The organism is Micromonospora sp. PRAS1 (assembly GCF_059553435.1).
The window spans coordinates 25,319-40,169 of sequence record NZ_JCANNB010000050.1; the positions used below are offsets into that span (position 1 = coordinate 25,319).

A 14,851-nucleotide genomic window follows, 5' to 3' on the forward strand; every position below is an offset into this window, starting at 1 on the left:
AGACACCGGCCCTGACCGACCCGGCGATCGCGCCGCGGGGATCGAACCGTCACGGCTGGTCGGACCGGCCGTGACGACCTCAGATGATCAGCGGGCTGCCGTTGGCGTGCCCCGCGCCGCCAGCCTCGGATCGGTCGGCAAGACCCTAGGGCAATTCAACGAGGGGCGTCAATGCCGGTCCGGCGGGTCGCGGCCCGGCGATCCGTCGTACGGGGCCGCCACACCGACGCCTCGCGCACCGCATCCTGCTGCACCGGATCCTCCGAGCACACCTGACTCCGCTCCGTACCGCCACGCCACCGCCGGCAACGAACCGCATCTCGGGGCCCGTCGCAGGGTGATCAGGCGGCCGAGGACGTGAGCATCACGGCGATGGCCGGTCCGAACGCGACACTGAGCAGATAGGCGAGGTTGAACAGGCCCAGAGCTTCAGCCCGGTGGGAGGCGGGTACGACGCCGGTCGCGTGCAGGGCGAGCGCCCCCTGGCCGGTGGCGGCCGCCAGGGAGGCGAGCGCCATCGCCGCGAGCAGCAGCGGAACCACGGTGGTGACCCCTGCGGTCAGCGCCGCCGTTGCGCTGGCAGCTACCAGCGCAACGGCCACCACGCGGCGCGGCACCCGTGCCGACACCGCGACCAGGAACCCGGAGCACAGGCCGCCGATCAGGTAAGGCGCCAGCAGCACGGCCCCGCTGCCGGTCCCCGCCCATCCTGCGTGCTCTCGCAGCAGGTCGGGCGCGGTGTAGAGCATGGCGAAGTTCACCACGCCCAACGCGAACGCCAGCGCCGACGCGGCGAGGAACCGGCCGGTGCGGACCACCACGGCGGGCAGGAAGCCGTCCGGACGAACCTTGATCCGAGCCATCAGCATCAGCAGCAACGCCACCACGGCCGGGCCGGCCATCAGCGGCCGGTGCGGAACGAGGACCGCTGCGGTGACCAGCACAGCCATCAGAACCATGCCGACGGGGTCGAACGGCGCCGCCACGGCGATCGGCGCCGCGCCCCGGCGGGCCAAGGACACGGCGACCGGCGTCGCGCCCCGGCGGCCCGAGGACACGGCGATCGGCGCCCAGCCCCGGCGGGCCGAGGGCACGGCGATCACCGCCAGCAGCGGCAACGCGAGCGCCGCCTGCCACGAGAGCAGGTCGGAGACCAGTGCGCCGGTCAGCGGGCCGGTGGCGCCGACGACCGCCAGCGAGGCGGCCACCACGCCCATCCGTCGGGCCGAGTCGGCCAGTCCCATCGCTGTCACGGAGAGACCGGCGGACCCCAGCGCCTGCACCGCCGCACCGACGATCAGCGCCGGCACGCTCGGCACCAGTACGAGCAGGAGTGTCCCCGCGGCCACCAACGCGGCCGCGACCGTAAGCACCGTTCGCACCCCACGACGAGCCAGCAGCGCCGCCAGCAGTGGGGTGCCCAACGCGATTCCCCAACCGAAGGCGGTCACACCGGCCGCCGCCTCCCCCGGCCCGGTACCCGTCGCCCGCGCGAGGTCGTCGAGAATCAGGGCGGGCGCGGCGATCCCGTACGAGAGCGGGCCGGCAAGCAGAGCGAGCCAGACGGTGGGGACCCGCCCTGGCCCGGGTCGACCGTGGTCGTTGGTGCCTGTGTGTTCCGCTGAGAGATTCATCTCGCTCCTCCGGTGTCTGCCCGGTCCACCCTGCGCCCGGCCCCTTGCCGTCGACTGACGGTGCGCTGACGCACCTCACGAAGCGCCGCCGGCGAGCGGGCCTCGACCAGTCCATGGACGGTCGAGGGGGCTGCCGACTGGTTAGGCTCAAGCGGTGAGGTTCGGGGTGCTGGGCGAGGTCGCCGTGTGGACGTCGGGCGGCGAACCCGTCACCGTGCCCGGGGTCAAGGTTCGTGGTCTGCTGGCCGACCTGCTCGTGCACGAGGGGCGCCCGGTGACCGCCGACCGCCTGATCGAGGATCTCTGGGGTGGTGCAGCGCCGGGCAACGCGCTCGGCGCTCTTCAGGCCAAGGTTTCGCAGTTGCGCCGCGCGCTGGAGTCGGGCGAGGAGGGCGGCCGGGAGCTGGTCGAGTCCGGTGACGCCGGGTACCGGCTCAGGATTGCGCCGGACGCGGTGGACGCCGACCGGTTCACCACACTGTTGGCGCGTTCCCGTGCACAGGCGGAGCCGGCGAGGCGGGCGGCAGCACTGACGGAGGCCCTGTCCCTGTGGCGTGGCGCGCCCTACGCCGACTTCGGCGACGAGCGCTTCGTCCGTCAGGCGGCCGAGCGGCTCGATGATCAACGGCTGGCCGCTCTGGAGGAGCTCGCCGAGGCTCGACTCGACCTTGGTGAGCACCACCTGCTCGCCGGCGAGCTGGCCGATCTGATCGCGCGCCACCCGTGGCGTGAGCGACTTCGAGCAGCGTACCTGCGCGCCCTGTACCGCTCCGGACGTCAGCGTGACGCCCTGGCCGCGTACGAGCAGTTCCGCCGGCACCTGCGCGACGAACTCGGCGTCGACCCGAGCCAGGAGCTGGCCGAGCTGCATCGGGCCATCCTTCGTCAGGACCCCGCGCTCCAGCCGCCGAGGCCGCCGACCCGCCCTACGCGGTCCAATCTGCCGGCACGGATGTCGCCGGGCCGGTACGGCGGACTGATCGGGCGCGACGAGGCCGTCGAAGCGGTACGAGCGCGACTGACCACCGAACGGCTGGTGACCTTGACCGGTCCGGGCGGGGTGGGCAAGACCAGACTGGCGCTCGAAGCCGCCCGCTTGCTCGCCGACACCGTCACCGTCACCGACGGGGTGTGGCTCGTCGAACTCGCCGGCCAGCTTGACCAGGGCGGCCGGGCAACCTGCACCGAGATCGCGGACATGGTCGCGGCCGTGCTGGAGATCCGGGACGACAACCCGCCCGGTCTGCCCGGCGATCGGCCGCGCGCACCAATGGACCGGCTGGTCGACGCGCTGCGGGATCGGCGGATGTTGCTGCTGCTGGACAACTGCGAGCACGTGGTGGCGTCGGCGGCGCAGTTGGCCGAGAAACTCCTCGACGCCGCGGCCGACCTGCGCATCCTGGCCACGAGCCGCGAACCGCTCGGGATCCCCGGCGAGGCCGTGTTCCCGGTGCCGCCGCTTGGCCTGCCGGCTCCCGAGGCCACCGTCGAGCAGATCACCGAAGCACCGGCGGTTCGCCTCATCTTGGCGCGCGCCCACGCCATCGAGCCCCAGTTCTCGGCGGATCGGGAGAACATCGACACGATCGCCACCATCTGCCGGCGCCTCGACGGGATACCGCTGGCGCTGGAGCTGGCCGCCTCCCGACTGTCCACTCTCGATCCGGCCGAGCTGGTGGCGCGGCTCGACGATCGCTTCCGGCTACTGTCGTCCGGCCGGCGCACCGCGCCCCCGCGTCAGCAGACGCTACGCGCCATGATCGACTGGAGCTGGGAGCTGCTGTCGCTGCCTGAACGTGCGGTACTGCGCCGGCTGGCGGTCTTCGCCGACGGCGCCACCCTCACCGCTGTCGAGCAGGTGTGCCAGGGCGGACAGGTCGCGGTGGACGACGTGCTCGACGTGCTGGCGCGCCTGATCGGCCGGTCGCTGGTGACGGTGCGGCACGGGGAGAGCCCGCGACGTTATCGGCTGCTGGAGACGGTGGCCGCCTACGCTGCCGAGCAGCTCGACAACGCCGGGGAACTGCCGGCCACCCGTCGCCGTTTCGTCGCCTGTTTCGCCCGCCTGGCTGAGCAGACCGCCAGCCGGCTTCGGAGCCGTGACCAGGACGAGGCGCTACGCACGCTCGACGCCGAGAACGCGAACTTCCGCGCTGCGTTCGACGCTGCCGTCATCGATGGCCGGACCCACGAGGGCCTTACGCTTGCCACCTCGTTGTGCTGGTACCGGCTGCTGCGGGGCCGATTCGGCGAGATGAGCCGGTCGCTACGGACCGCGCTGGACATCGCCTCGCCCGACGAGACCGACATCGCTGGGGATGCCCTGCGCCGACGGGCGGTCATGTGGCTGGCCGCCCTGGCCATCCGGGACGGGGAGCTGGGCACTCCACCGCAGAGCGTCCTGGAGCGCTACCGGGATGCCGACGGGCCGGAACGGGCGTTCGCCCAGTGGTTGTTCGCTCACATGATGCTCGGCTCCGGAGACGCGGTCGAGGCCGCGACCCTGGTCAATGCGGCACTGGCGGCGTTCCGTGCCCACGGGGACCGGTGGGGAATCGCGGCAACGCTGGCCACCCGGGCGGACCTCGCGCTGGTGCTGCGCGGCGACCTGACCGCCGCGCAACATGACTGCGAGGTGAGCCGGTCACTGTTCGAGCAGATCGGGGACCGCTGGGGCCAGGTGCATCCGACCAGCCTGCTGGGGAGCCTGGCCGAGATCCGGGGCGACTACGAGCAAGCTGCCGAGCACCATCGGGAGGCGCTGCGCACCGCCGAACACCTGCGGCTGTGGACGTCGGTGTCCCGGCAGCTGGCAGGCATCGGCCGGCTCGCCCTGCTCAGGGGCGACCTCCAGGAGGCCGCCGCCCACCATCATCGCGCACTGCAGCTGGCGCAGGAGCAGTCGAGCCGTTCCGCCGCGGCGTTCGCCGGCACGGGTCTGGCCTTGATCGCGCGCAGGCAGGGCGACCTCGACGCAGCAGAGGTCCGGCAGTGGGAACTGATCCACTGGAATCGCCGGGTCGGCTACCTGCCAGGTTGTGCGCTCGCGCTGGCCGAGCTCGGGTTCATCGCGGAGCAGCGCGGCGACGCCGCCCTCGCCGAGCGCCGCCACCGCGAGTCGCTCGACGCGGCACGAGCCACCGGAGATCGCCGAGCAGTGGCTCTGGCCCTGGAGGGCCTGGCCGGAGCCATCAGCCTCGGCGAGGACCAGCGCCACGCCGCGCGGCTGCTCGGCGCGGCCCGAGCTCTGCGCGCGGCGGTCGGTGCTCCGCTGCCGGCCGGTGAGCAGTACGACGTGCAGCGCATCACCGGCCGCATTCGGCAGGCGATCGGTAGCGAGGAACTCAGCGTTGAGATGAGCCGCGCCGATCAGTTCGACCTCGTTCCAGCGGCGCTCACCGACGTCGGTAAGGCGGCGGTCAGCGACCGGTAAGTCGGCTCAGCACGGTTGACGGAGAACCGAGCCGACGGGAGACAAGCATGCACAACCAAGCCAGGATCGCGGTCGTCTACTACTCCGCCACCGGCACCGTTCACCGCCTCGCGCAGGCGTTCGTCGACGGCGCCGCCGACGCAGGCGCCGAGGTCCGCCTGCGTCGGGCGGCAGAGCTGGCGCCGGATCAGGTAATCGATGCCAAGCCGGCGTGGCGGGCCCACCTCGACGCGACCGCCGACGTTGCGCTCGCCACCCTGGACGACCTCCGGTGGGCGAACGGGTACGCCTTCGGCACGCCCACCCGTTTCGGGAACGTCTGCTCCCAGCTGCGCCAGTTCCTCGACACCACGACCGGGCCGTGGCAGGCGGAGGAGTTGGCCGACAAACCGGTGACCGGCTTCACCGCCAGCTACGAGGAGCACGGCGGCCAGGAGGCCACCCTGCTCAGTCTCTACCAGACCTTTCACCACTGGGGATCGATCATCGTGCCCACCGGCTACCTCAACTACGACATTGCCCACGCCGCCGGAGGAAACCCGTACGGCGTCAGCCAGGTGGAGAGCCGCGCCGCCCGCGACCCCGGCTACGCCTCGGCAGTCCTCGACGCGGCGCGCCTCCAAGGAGGGCGTCTCGCTCACCTGGCTTCTGCCATCGCCACCACCCGCGCGGCAACCCGACCCGCCTAGCTCGACAGTGTCCGGGGCGGCGGTGGCCGTCTGCGTCGAACGAAGGGAACATCCCGGTGAGCGAAATGATCCTGCTCAAGAACACCATGCGCATCAAGGCGAACCAGTTGGAAGCGTTCAAGGACAGCGTCGAGCGCGCGATCGCCTTCGTCGAGTCGAACACGGAGTAACCGTCGCCATCATCCCGCGGCTGACCGGCTTCGAGCGCTTCGCATCCGGCCAGCCGCCACGAGCACTGGCGCGCCCGCGATCGCCCCTACAGTAGGCCCCGTGTCCCCCACCCTCCCACCCCAACGCGCGCCGATGCTTGCGGCGTTCACGGGCGTGGCTCGCCGATCATGGAGTTGTGGTCACCCCTATGCCCGTTGGTAAGTCTTTTGCGGCGACCGAAGCTCCATGATCGACACCGATGGGGCGTGGCGGCGTATCCCAGCGGCGTACGCGATCAAGGCCCCGACCCGGCAGAGAACTGCCAGGTCGGGGCCTTGATCGTTGGTGCGCCGCCAGGGACTCGAACCCCGAACCCGCGGATTAAGAGCCAACGTTGATCGGTACTCCCCTGTCCATCCGGGTCCCACCAGTCCACGGTTTGCCCGAATCCACCCGACTCCACCACATGGGCATACCGCACGGTCCACCCGAAGCCGAGTTAGTCCACGGCGGCCGAGCGCCCGAGGAGCACCCGGCATCGCAAGCACCAGCAGAATCGGGTTGGACGCCTGGGTGGCCAGGAGGTCGTCAACTCAGGGCCGATGTTCAGCGTCGAACACGAGTTGTGGCTGCCAGTACCGGGATCGGGCATGCTGACATCACGGCTGAGGTCCTCGATGTGTCTGGGAGCGTAGAGAGCGCCATGATCACCTGGGCGATCTCGCCCGCTCCGATTGCCTCACAGCGGCCAATCACCCCGTGAAGCCCCAGCTCAATCACTCATCCGGCGAACACGCAATGGCCCTGCCCACCCTTAATCCCTTGACACGTTCCAGCCGCGGCTTACCGTCCTAACTGTCGGAGGGTCGAGGGTAGCGGGCGCCGTTGAAGGTGACCCGCAGCGTGTAGACAGAGCGGCCGGCGGTGATGTACAACTGATTCCGTTTCGGTCCGCCGAAGGTGAGATTGGCGACCGGTTCGGGCAGGAGCAGCTTCCCGATGAGAGTGCCGTCGGGGTCGAAGCAGTGCACGCCGTCCCACGCGGCGGCCCACAGTCGGCCATTGTCGTCAATGCGCAGGCCGTCGAAGCGCCCGTTATCACACTCGGCGAAGATCTTGCCACCACTTAGGGCTCCGTCGGCGGTTACGTCGAAGACACGGATGTGGCTGGGTTCCTGCCGAGTGTCGGCAATGTACAACTGCTGTTCGTCCGGTGAGAAGGCCAAGCCGTTGGGGCGGCAGAAATCGTCGGTGACCACATGCAGGTCCCCGGTGGCGGGGTCGAGCCGGAACACGTAGCAAGAGCCGCCGAACTCGGGCTCGGCCTTGTTTCCCTCGTAGTCGCTGTAGATGCCGTAGATCGGGTCGGTGAACCAGATCGTGCCGTCGGCCCGCACCGCAACGTCATTCGGGCTGTTGAGCCGCTTGCCGTCGTAGCGGTCTGCCAGCACGGTGACCGTGCTGTCGTGCTCGGTGCGGGTCACCCGCCGGTTTCCCTGCTCGCAGGTGATCAGCCGGCCCTGCCGGTCGACGGTGTTGCCGTTGGCGTAGCCCGAGGGCTGGCGGAACACGCCGACCGCACCGGTGGTCTCGTCCCAGCGCAGCAGCCGATCGTTGGGGATGTCGCTCCACACCAGATAGCGGCCGGCCGCGAAGTATGCCGGGCCTTCTGTCTTACGGGCGCCACCGTGCAGGACTTCCATAACGAAGTCACCGTCGAGGTATCGGAACCTCTCATCCAACAGCCGGAATTCAGCAGGAACACTGTCAGACATGCGATCTCCGTTCGGAATGAGGTACTGACAGAGAGCATCGTTGCCGAACCTGATATGGTCAAGCTGTTCACTTTCCAGATCACGATTGGCACGTGATGGTTGACGGTATCGACCGCATCCTGTTGACGCAGTTGCAGCGCGATGCGACCCAGTCCTACGCGGCCTTGGGCGAGGCGGTCGGCCTGTCCCCAGGCTCGGCGCACGAACGCGTGCGCAAGCTGCGCGAGCGAGGCGTGATCCGCCGCACCACCGTCGACGTCAACCCCGCCGTCCTAGGCCGTGGCGTGCTCGCCTTCGTGATGCTCGGTGCCACTGCGTGGATGGGCGACGCGGCGACCCGTGTCGCGCTCGCGGCCATACCCGAGGTTCAGGAGGCGCACATCGTCGCAGGCTCGGCGAGCGTGCTAGTAAAGATTCGCACCGCCACTACCGAAGACCTGCAAGCCGTACTGAGGCGCCTCTTCGCGATCGATGGAGTTGCCAGCACTGAGACCATCGTCGTACTGGAGTCGTTCTTCGAACGTCCTATCAACGTCCACGACCAGCGTCCCGACGATCAGGAGTAGTCCGCGGTGCCGTAACAGAGCCACACTCCGCCCACTCGAAGATCAGATGCGCGCACATCGCCCGAATCTCGTAAAACACGAGGCGAGCCCATAGGGTCGGGTCGCGTGGCCGAGACACAGACCGACCCTGATCTCTCCTACATCGCCAACGTGACGCGCGTCCGCGTAGCCGCCCGCCGGGCCATCACGGAGCGCTACGAGCAGGGTCTCCTGGAAGGTGCGACGCTCCCCCGCGGCCCGGTGCCCCCGCGACCGGAGCCGGCACCTCCGGACGCGTCCGCCTGATTCCACAGCTCGTCCGCCCCGGCCGGGGTCGGTGGCCCGGCTCGCGGTGCACGTTGATCCTGATGGGAACGCCGGGCACAATCGCCGGGTGATCGCGAGCGTGTTCTTCGATGTGGGCGAGACCATCGTCGACGAGTCCCGGGAGTACGGCACCTGGGCGGACTGGCTCGGGGTCCCGCGCCACACCTTCTCGGCCGTCTTCGGAGCGATCATCGCTCGCGGCCTCGACTACCGGGAGACGTTCCAGGTCTTCCAGCCGGGCTTCGACCTGGCCGAGGAGCGGGAGCGCCGGACGGCGGCGGGACAGCCGGAATCCTTCACCGAGGAAGACCTCTATCCGGATGCTCGGCCGTGCCTGGCCGCGCTGCGCGAGTCGGGGCTACAGGTTGGCCTGGCCGGCAACCAGACGGCGCGGGCGGAGACGATCCTGCGTGCCCTGGACCTACCGGTCGACGTGATCGGCACCTCGGACGGCTGGGGCGTGGAAAAGCCCTCCGCCGCGTTCTTCGACCGCGTGATCGCCGAGGCGGGATGCTCGGCTGACCAGGTGCTCTACGTCGGGGACCGGTTGGACAACGACATCCGGCCGGCGCAGGAGGCGGGTATTGCGACCGCCTTGGTCCGTCGCGGCCCGTGGGGTTACATCCTCGGCGACAAGGCGGTCAGTGACCGGTGCCTTTTCCAGCTCGACTCACTGGCCGAGCTGCCCGACCTCGTCCGCAAGCACAACGAGTCGGCGCGCTAGCTACCCGGCTACGGGACCAGGTGTTTCTTGGCTTCGGTCAGCCCTCGGCGCGGACGACGATGTTCAGCGCCTCAACGGCTAAGCGGGTGAGGTCAGGAAGCTGGTCTTCACCGAGAACGACGCCGTGCAGGTTGTCCAGCGGCGTCTTCAGATGGTTCAACCGGCTGCCTCGCAGGTCGGCGCCGTCGAGGCGGCAGGATTCCAGCTCCAGGTCGCTGAGATCGCAGGAGCGCAGGGCGACGCCGGACAGGCGGCAGGACGACCAACTGCCGTGGCCAAGGGTGCAGTTGGTGAAGGCCACCGAACCTGCGACGCTGACGCGATTCAGGGTGGCGTAGTCGAACCGGCAATTGTCGAACAGGACGTCTTTGAGGCGGACGTCGATGAGCCGGGTGCCGGTGAACCTAGACCCTGTAAACGAGCACCGCTCGATGCTGATGCCGGTGAGGGTAGCGCCAGACAGGTCCGTCTGCGCGACCTCGCACCCGTAGAGAGCTCCGGCTTCCCAGCTGACCTCACCGAGGTCCGCGCCGGTGATCCGGCAGCCTCGGATGCTCTGCTCCGCAAACTGCTCACCACGCCATGAGACCCCATCGACGAGGCCGTCGCGGACGTCATCGTCGGACAGATCGCTGACCTGGTCGAGGTCCTCCGGATCGAGGTCGGGCAGGAGAAGGGTCACGTCGCCCACGGTGGTCGTTCGCATGTCTCCTCAACCTGTTCGGGCGGGGTGGGCACGCCACCCCGCGTCTAATCGCACCGCTGGTCGGGCTACGACTTCTTCTTGTTCCAGTTGTCCCAGGCGGGGCGGCTGTCGAACTTCCCCTTGTTGTCCCAGGTGGGACGGTTGTCGAACTTCGCCGCGTCAATCGACGCTACCGCGCGGGTCGGGTCGACGCCGAGAAGGGCGAGGCGGTCCGGCGGGGCGTCGAGAAGCGCGGTGAGGGCGTGGGTCATGACGGTCCTCCTTGAGGGGTGAGGTGATCCGCAGCAGCGCGGATCAGGGCTTGCCGGGTCGTGCGGCAGTAGGCGGTCTCCCGCGTGGTGAAGGTGCCGTGTTCGAAGTAGCGATTGCCGGCCTGCGCACCCCGGCAGAAGTCGTAGAAGCCGCAGCGGTCGGCGCAGTCGTTGAGCGCGGTCACGAACTCGGTGACGTATCGCAGCTCGCTGGCACGGGCGAGCATGTCGCCGATCGGCTCGTGGAGCACGTTGCCTGCGATGAAGTCGGCGTAACGCGGGTCTTTGATGCCGAGCAGTTCCGGTGACAGCAGCACCACCTGGCCGTCGTGGGAGACGGTGGGGATCGGCTCGTACGGGACGTGGTCGACGAGCCCGGCGCGGGTGGTGGCGAGGTAGTCGGCCAGGCGGTCCACGTCGCGGATCCGGAGCGGACTGCCGGCAAGCCGGTACCGCATGATCTGGTGCCAGAACCGGTAGGCGGCTTCCTCGGAGACCGGCAGGCGGTCGGCACCTTCCTGCTCCTCGATGTTGAAGCCCACCGACTCACAGCCCGGCAGACCGGCGAAGAACTCGACGAGGTCGTCGACATGGTCGATGGTCTCGGGAGTAACGACGCAGATCACTGAGTACGTCAGGCCGTTGTCGGCGAGGTTCTGTATGCCACGCATCGTTCGGGCGGTCGTTGCCCTGCCTCCTCGGTCGAGCCGGTTGCCGTTCAGCGTGCCTGGACCGTCGATGCTGATCCCGATCTCGAAGTCGTGGGTGGCGAGCAGGTCGCACCACCGCTGGTTGATGAGGGTGCCGTTGGTCTGGATCTCGTGACGCACCCGGCCGTCGCGCCGCAGATCCTCAAACGGAGTCAGCAGTCGCTGAAAAGTCTCGGTGGGTGTAGCAGTCGGCTCGCCGCCGTGCCACACGACGCTGACCGGATGACTGCTGTTCTGCTGGGCGATCGATTCGGCGCAGGCTTGCGCGACGGCATCGGTCATCAGGCGGAGGGATCTGCGGTCGGGCAGATAGCAGTAGGTGCAGTCGAGGTTGCAGAAGCTGGTGGGCTGCACGACCAGTGTGTGGAACCTGCTGGCAATCGCCGGCTGATGATTGACGCTGATGAGGCCGATGCCGTTCACGATGTTTCCTCGTTCCCGATCGCCGTGGCGGTGTTGGCTCGGTGGGCGTGGGTGCGGGCGGGCCACCCGAGGAACCGGTCAAACAGCGAGGTGGCGCCACCCGCCTCATTGGGATTGAGCCGGTGCAGGTCATCGATCGCGTCGTGCAGGCAGCTGGCCAGGTAGAGGAACAGGCTCAGCGGGCTGTCCCGGTACTCGGCCGCGAGAGCGAGCTTCGCCGCGCCGCACGGCCACGGCTGACCGCACCGCCGGCAAAGCCACAGCGGTTGCATTGGCAGATGTTCCTGCCGGAACACGGCTGCACCATTCGCTCGGGCCGAGCCCTGGTCCCGGTCGCCGGTCATCGGTGGCCGGCTTCCCGGATCTGCCGCTCGAACAGTTGACGCCAGGCGTGGGTGAGCAGCGGCGGATCAGACGGTCGAGTCGTTTGTGGCATAGGGCCCTCGGCGATCAACGTCTGACGCCAAAGACGGTCGGCTCTCGCGTGACGCGAGACGTACACCGTCATGCCAGCACTTCCATTCGAGACGGTGAGCGGTGGGCTCGCCGGGGGAAGGGCGAGCCCACCGCCGCCGCGCGGCGGCCTCGGGCAGACCGCCGATCACTCAGCCACGCAGCCCCGATGGCGGTACGCAGGCGAGGACGACTCCGATACGGTGCCCTCCAGGACAGTCCGAGCCGGCGATTCGAGCCGCTCTTTGGTAAGCCGGTCATCGATCCCTCCATCCGCAGCTCTCTGTCAGGCGATCCAGGTTTCGGCATCGCCATGCGACGGTGACCTGGGGTGCACTGAACGTAGGGGCGATCTGCCACACGAGCCGGGAAAATCCGTACCGGGTCAGGCGGACATCAGCGGGCAGGGTGATGGTGTGCGAGGAATGACGGACGACATGACCATCGGCCAGCGCGTCGCCTTCTACCGGCGGCGGCGAGGGCTTTCTCAGGAGGTGCTGGCCGGACTGGTCGGCAAGACCCAGGAGTGGCTACGCAAGGTCGAGACGAATCGCGCCGACCTGGACCGTCTTTCGGTCATTCGCGCAATCGCCAAGGCCCTCGATATCTCTCTTGGGGACCTCATCGGCGCACCGAGCTTGTTCGAGTGGTCCGACGACTCAGGACGCGAGACCATTCCCGCGTTGCGCGCCGCGCTCCACGACTACCGGCACCTCGCGCCCGCCCTGGCCAGCCCAGCTGCTGTCGATGCGCCCGCCCTGCACGAAATCGAGAACGACGTCGCCGAGATCTGGACCGCTTACCAGCATTCGCGATACGGCACCCTCGCCCGCCGGCTTCCGTACCTTATCCACGACTGCCTGACCGCCACTGAGGCCTACGACGGAGATGACGGCCAGCGCGCACACGCGATGACCGCCTATGCCCACCAGCTCGCCGCGCTGTTCCTCACCAAGCTCGGCGAAGGTGACCTCGCCTGGACCGCAGCCAGTCGAGGACTGGCCGCCGCCAACGCCAGCCAGGACCATGTCGTCATCGGCTCGCTCAGCCGCTCCGCCGCGCACTCTCTGGTCTCGATCGGCGAATACGCGCAGGCCCGAGGCCTCGCCGCCACCGCAGCGCAGTTCCTCGAACCCAGGCTGACCAAGCCCACACCGCAACTACTGTCGGTCTACGGCAGCCTGCACCTCGTCTGCGCCCTCGCCGCCGCCCGCGACGACGACCGCACCTCCGCAGACAGCCACATCGCCGAAGCCGATGCCGCAGCGACCCGGCTCGGCGCCGACGGCAACCATGTGTGGACCGCCTTCGGGCCCACCAACGTGTCGATCCACAAGACGACGGTGGCGATGGAACTCGGCGACGTGCAACGCGCCATCGCCATAGGCACCCCACTCGATACCGGTGCCCTGCCCGTCGAGCGGCAGGTCCGCCACGCCATCGAGACCGCGCGAGCGCTGGCGCGCTGGAACCGCATCGACGACGCCCTCGGCGCGCTCCTGGACGCGGAGGTCATCGGCCCAGACCAGGTGCGCTACCACCGGCTCTCCCGCGACCTCGTCCGAGACATCCTCATCCGCCCCCGGCCGCCCCGTCTGGCCGTCGAACTCAGCGAACGGATGGGCGTCCGGTCGGGTGGACCACGCTGGTAGCCGTCGTCAGACCAGTCGGCTCGTGTAACCGGCTGCCACCAGTCGCTCGAACGCAGCCCGCACCTCGTCCGGCATCTCCTGTGGGATCGCGAACCCGCGCTCGGCGTACACCTCGATCCGCTGGGTGTCGCCGACCAACATCTCCACCACCCGCCGTGGGTCACCGATGTTGCGCACGTAGTCGTCGAGTGCCAACGGGTTCGACGCGCAGACCACGTCGACCTCGGGCCACATCAGCTTGCACGTGGCGTACGCCCGACGCTGCTGGTACGGCCGCGACATGATCAGCACTGACCGCACCGGGATACCCCGTTCGGCCAGGAGCTGCCTGGAGTACTCCAGGTTCTGGGCGGTGTTCGTCGCCCGTGGTTCCACGAGAATCGAATCCGCCGGCACGCCCTGCTCCATCGCGTATTCGCGGTAGTGCACGGCCTCGCCGCGAGGGAACCGCTCCACCGTTGTCGGCGCGTTCGCCCCGGTGAACACGATCCAGGGAAACAATCCCTCGTGGAACAGGCGCGTCGCGATCACCGCGACACCAAGGTCATGGCTGCCCAGCCCGATCCCCACGTCACACGGCCGCAGCTCGTGGCCCATGTCGTGGTAGCGCCACAGCGTCTCCACATCGACACGGATCTCGTCGGGGATCGACTCAGCCGGCGCCGCCGGGCGCTGATTCATCAACAGGTACCAGGCAGGACCGTCACCGCAGCCCTTCGTCGGATCTTCCCAGTGCCGCCAGGCCCGCCCTCGCTACCTCCAGCGGCACGACAGCGGCGACCGGTTCATCCTGCTCGCTGAGGTAGACGACCTGCCCCTCACGAACACTCCGCAGCAGCTCAGGCAGCAAAGCCGAGACCGGGAGGTCATCCGGCGTGGCGTAGGTCCGGTCCGCACTGGGTTCCCTCATGCCGCCAGCGTAGGGGTTGCGCGGCAGCGGGGCGACGCCGACTCCAGGCAAGGATGCTCTGGCCAAACTGCCCTACACCGAGAGCAGGGCCTCCTTGTTGGAGGTGATGAACTCGGTCAGCCCTTCCGGCTTGAGATCCACCGCAGGCAGCTTGTCGATCGTCACTCGGTCGAGCTGATAGTCGCCACGCGACGGATCATCGAACTCCGGCCCGGTTCGAGCAGTCTCCGCAGCTCAAGTAGCCGACAGACAAAGAAGTGCTGGACAGAAACACCCTCACCAGCGGGAGCGGAGAACAGGAACACCTGGGCGAACCGATCGGCCTCGGCACCGAGTTCTTCATGCAGCTCGCGGCGAAGTGCGGCCTCCAGGGAGACATCCGTCGGCTCCACGCCACCGCCCGGCGTCGTCCAGTACGGTGCCTGGCCGGGCTTGATCCGCTTGATCAGCACGAGGCGGTCGTCCTCAT

General features: G+C 68.8%; 15 protein-coding genes and 1 pseudogene. 6 read left to right on the forward strand and 10 right to left on the reverse strand.

What is annotated here, in order from left to right; genetic code table 11:
• Positions 1-341 precede the first annotated feature (341 nt).
• On the reverse strand, positions 342-1,634 hold the full coding sequence (locus tag AC507J_RS29640; protein WP_496293374.1) for an MFS transporter: 1,293 nt from the start codon (positions 1,632-1,634) through the stop codon (positions 342-344).
• Between the two features lie 154 nt (positions 1,635-1,788).
• Here AC507J_RS29640 and AC507J_RS29645 point away from each other — a divergent pair, with 154 nt between their 5' ends.
• The gene (locus AC507J_RS29645; RefSeq protein ID WP_496293376.1) at positions 1,789-5,067 is read left to right on the forward strand and encodes an AfsR/SARP family transcriptional regulator; all 3,279 of its coding nucleotides are present in this window, start codon (positions 1,789-1,791) and stop codon (positions 5,065-5,067) included.
• Between the two features lie 47 nt (positions 5,068-5,114).
• Entirely contained in the window at positions 5,115-5,756 is a 642-nt protein-coding gene (gene wrbA / locus AC507J_RS29650) for an NAD(P)H:quinone oxidoreductase (RefSeq protein WP_496293378.1), read from the forward strand.
• A 1,001-nt stretch (positions 5,757-6,757) separates the two neighbouring features.
• Here the strand turns inward: wrbA and AC507J_RS29655 are convergent.
• A complete protein-coding gene (locus tag AC507J_RS29655) occupies positions 6,758-7,681 on the reverse strand; it encodes an SMP-30/gluconolactonase/LRE family protein (protein ID WP_496293380.1) in 924 nt (307 codons plus the stop codon).
• Positions 7,682-7,776: 95 nt separating this feature from the next.
• Here AC507J_RS29655 and AC507J_RS29660 point away from each other — a divergent pair, with 95 nt between their 5' ends.
• From AC507J_RS29660 to AC507J_RS29670, 3 genes are all read left to right on the forward strand, one after another.
• Entirely contained in the window at positions 7,777-8,247 is a 471-nt protein-coding gene (locus AC507J_RS29660; RefSeq protein ID WP_496293399.1) for an Lrp/AsnC family transcriptional regulator, read from the forward strand.
• Positions 8,248-8,352: 105 nt separating this feature from the next.
• Positions 8,353-8,532, forward strand: a complete 180-nt coding sequence (locus AC507J_RS29665; RefSeq protein WP_496293382.1) for a hypothetical protein — start codon at positions 8,353-8,355, stop codon at positions 8,530-8,532.
• Between the two features lie 88 nt (positions 8,533-8,620).
• Complete coding sequence (locus AC507J_RS29670; protein WP_496293384.1) at positions 8,621-9,277, forward strand: HAD family hydrolase; 657 nt, start codon at positions 8,621-8,623, stop codon at positions 9,275-9,277.
• Between the two features lie 37 nt (positions 9,278-9,314).
• Here AC507J_RS29670 and AC507J_RS29675 read toward each other — a convergent pair whose 3' ends face one another.
• The 5 genes from AC507J_RS29675 to amcA (AC507J_RS29695) all read right to left on the reverse strand — a co-directional run bounded on the left by AC507J_RS29675 (position 9,315) and on the right by amcA (AC507J_RS29695) (position 11,875).
• The gene (locus AC507J_RS29675) at positions 9,315-9,983 is read right to left on the reverse strand and encodes a pentapeptide repeat-containing protein (protein ID WP_496293386.1); all 669 of its coding nucleotides are present in this window, start codon (positions 9,981-9,983) and stop codon (positions 9,315-9,317) included.
• Positions 9,984-10,048: 65 nt separating this feature from the next.
• A complete protein-coding gene (gene amcA, locus AC507J_RS29680) occupies positions 10,049-10,234 on the reverse strand; it encodes a multiple cyclophane-containing RiPP AmcA (protein ID WP_363916693.1) in 186 nt (61 codons plus the stop codon).
• Complete coding sequence (amcB, locus tag AC507J_RS29685) at positions 10,231-11,367, reverse strand: cyclophane-forming radical SAM peptide maturase AmcB (protein WP_496293389.1); 1,137 nt, start codon at positions 11,365-11,367, stop codon at positions 10,231-10,233. The genes amcA (AC507J_RS29680) and amcB overlap by 4 nt, the downstream gene beginning before the upstream one ends.
• A complete protein-coding gene (locus AC507J_RS29690; RefSeq protein ID WP_496293391.1) occupies positions 11,364-11,711 on the reverse strand; it encodes a hypothetical protein in 348 nt (115 codons plus the stop codon). The genes amcB and AC507J_RS29690 overlap by 4 nt, the downstream gene beginning before the upstream one ends.
• The gene (gene amcA / locus AC507J_RS29695; protein WP_496293393.1) at positions 11,708-11,875 is read right to left on the reverse strand and encodes a multiple cyclophane-containing RiPP AmcA; all 168 of its coding nucleotides are present in this window, start codon (positions 11,873-11,875) and stop codon (positions 11,708-11,710) included. The genes AC507J_RS29690 and amcA (AC507J_RS29695) overlap by 4 nt, the downstream gene beginning before the upstream one ends.
• 370 nt (positions 11,876-12,245) lie before the next feature.
• On the opposite strand from amcA (AC507J_RS29695), the gene AC507J_RS29700 reads away from it, so the two are divergent.
• Positions 12,246-13,472, forward strand: a complete 1,227-nt coding sequence (locus tag AC507J_RS29700; protein WP_496293395.1) for a helix-turn-helix domain-containing protein — start codon at positions 12,246-12,248, stop codon at positions 13,470-13,472.
• Positions 13,473-13,478: 6 nt separating this feature from the next.
• On the opposite strand, the gene AC507J_RS29705 is transcribed toward AC507J_RS29700, so the two are convergent.
• From AC507J_RS29705 to AC507J_RS29715, 3 genes and pseudogenes are all read right to left on the reverse strand, one after another.
• Complete coding sequence (locus tag AC507J_RS29705; RefSeq protein ID WP_496293401.1) at positions 13,479-14,159, reverse strand: YdcF family protein; 681 nt, start codon at positions 14,157-14,159, stop codon at positions 13,479-13,481.
• A 16-nt stretch (positions 14,160-14,175) separates the two neighbouring features.
• A complete protein-coding gene (locus AC507J_RS29710; protein WP_092382243.1) occupies positions 14,176-14,382 on the reverse strand; it encodes a hypothetical protein in 207 nt (68 codons plus the stop codon).
• A 72-nt stretch (positions 14,383-14,454) separates the two neighbouring features.
• Positions 14,455-14,851, reverse strand: a pseudogene (locus AC507J_RS29715) (NUDIX hydrolase); the annotation flags it as partial.

Bases quoted from the DNA above. Each gene is read 5' to 3' on its own strand.
- AC507J_RS29640 (WP_496293374.1), bottom strand. From the start codon at position 1,634: ATGAATCTCTCAGCGGAACACACAGGCACCAACGACCACGGTCGACCC.
- wrbA (WP_496293378.1), top strand. From the start codon at position 5,115: ATGCACAACCAAGCCAGGATCGCGGTCGTCTACTACTCCGCCACCGGC.
- AC507J_RS29655 (WP_496293380.1), bottom strand. From the start codon at position 7,681: ATGTCTGACAGTGTTCCTGCTGAATTCCGGCTGTTGGATGAGAGGTTC.
- AC507J_RS29660 (WP_496293399.1), top strand. From the start codon at position 7,777: ATGGTTGACGGTATCGACCGCATCCTGTTGACGCAGTTGCAGCGCGAT.
- AC507J_RS29675 (WP_496293386.1), bottom strand. From the start codon at position 9,983: ATGCGAACGACCACCGTGGGCGACGTGACCCTTCTCCTGCCCGACCTC.
- amcA (WP_363916693.1), bottom strand. From the start codon at position 10,234: ATGACCCACGCCCTCACCGCGCTTCTCGACGCCCCGCCGGACCGCCTC.
- AC507J_RS29690 (WP_496293391.1), bottom strand. From the start codon at position 11,711: ATGACCGGCGACCGGGACCAGGGCTCGGCCCGAGCGAATGGTGCAGCC.
- amcA (WP_496293393.1), bottom strand. From the start codon at position 11,875: ATGACGGTGTACGTCTCGCGTCACGCGAGAGCCGACCGTCTTTGGCGT.
- AC507J_RS29700 (WP_496293395.1), top strand. From the start codon at position 12,246: ATGACGGACGACATGACCATCGGCCAGCGCGTCGCCTTCTACCGGCGG.
- AC507J_RS29710 (WP_092382243.1), bottom strand. From the start codon at position 14,382: ATGAGGGAACCCAGTGCGGACCGGACCTACGCCACGCCGGATGACCTC.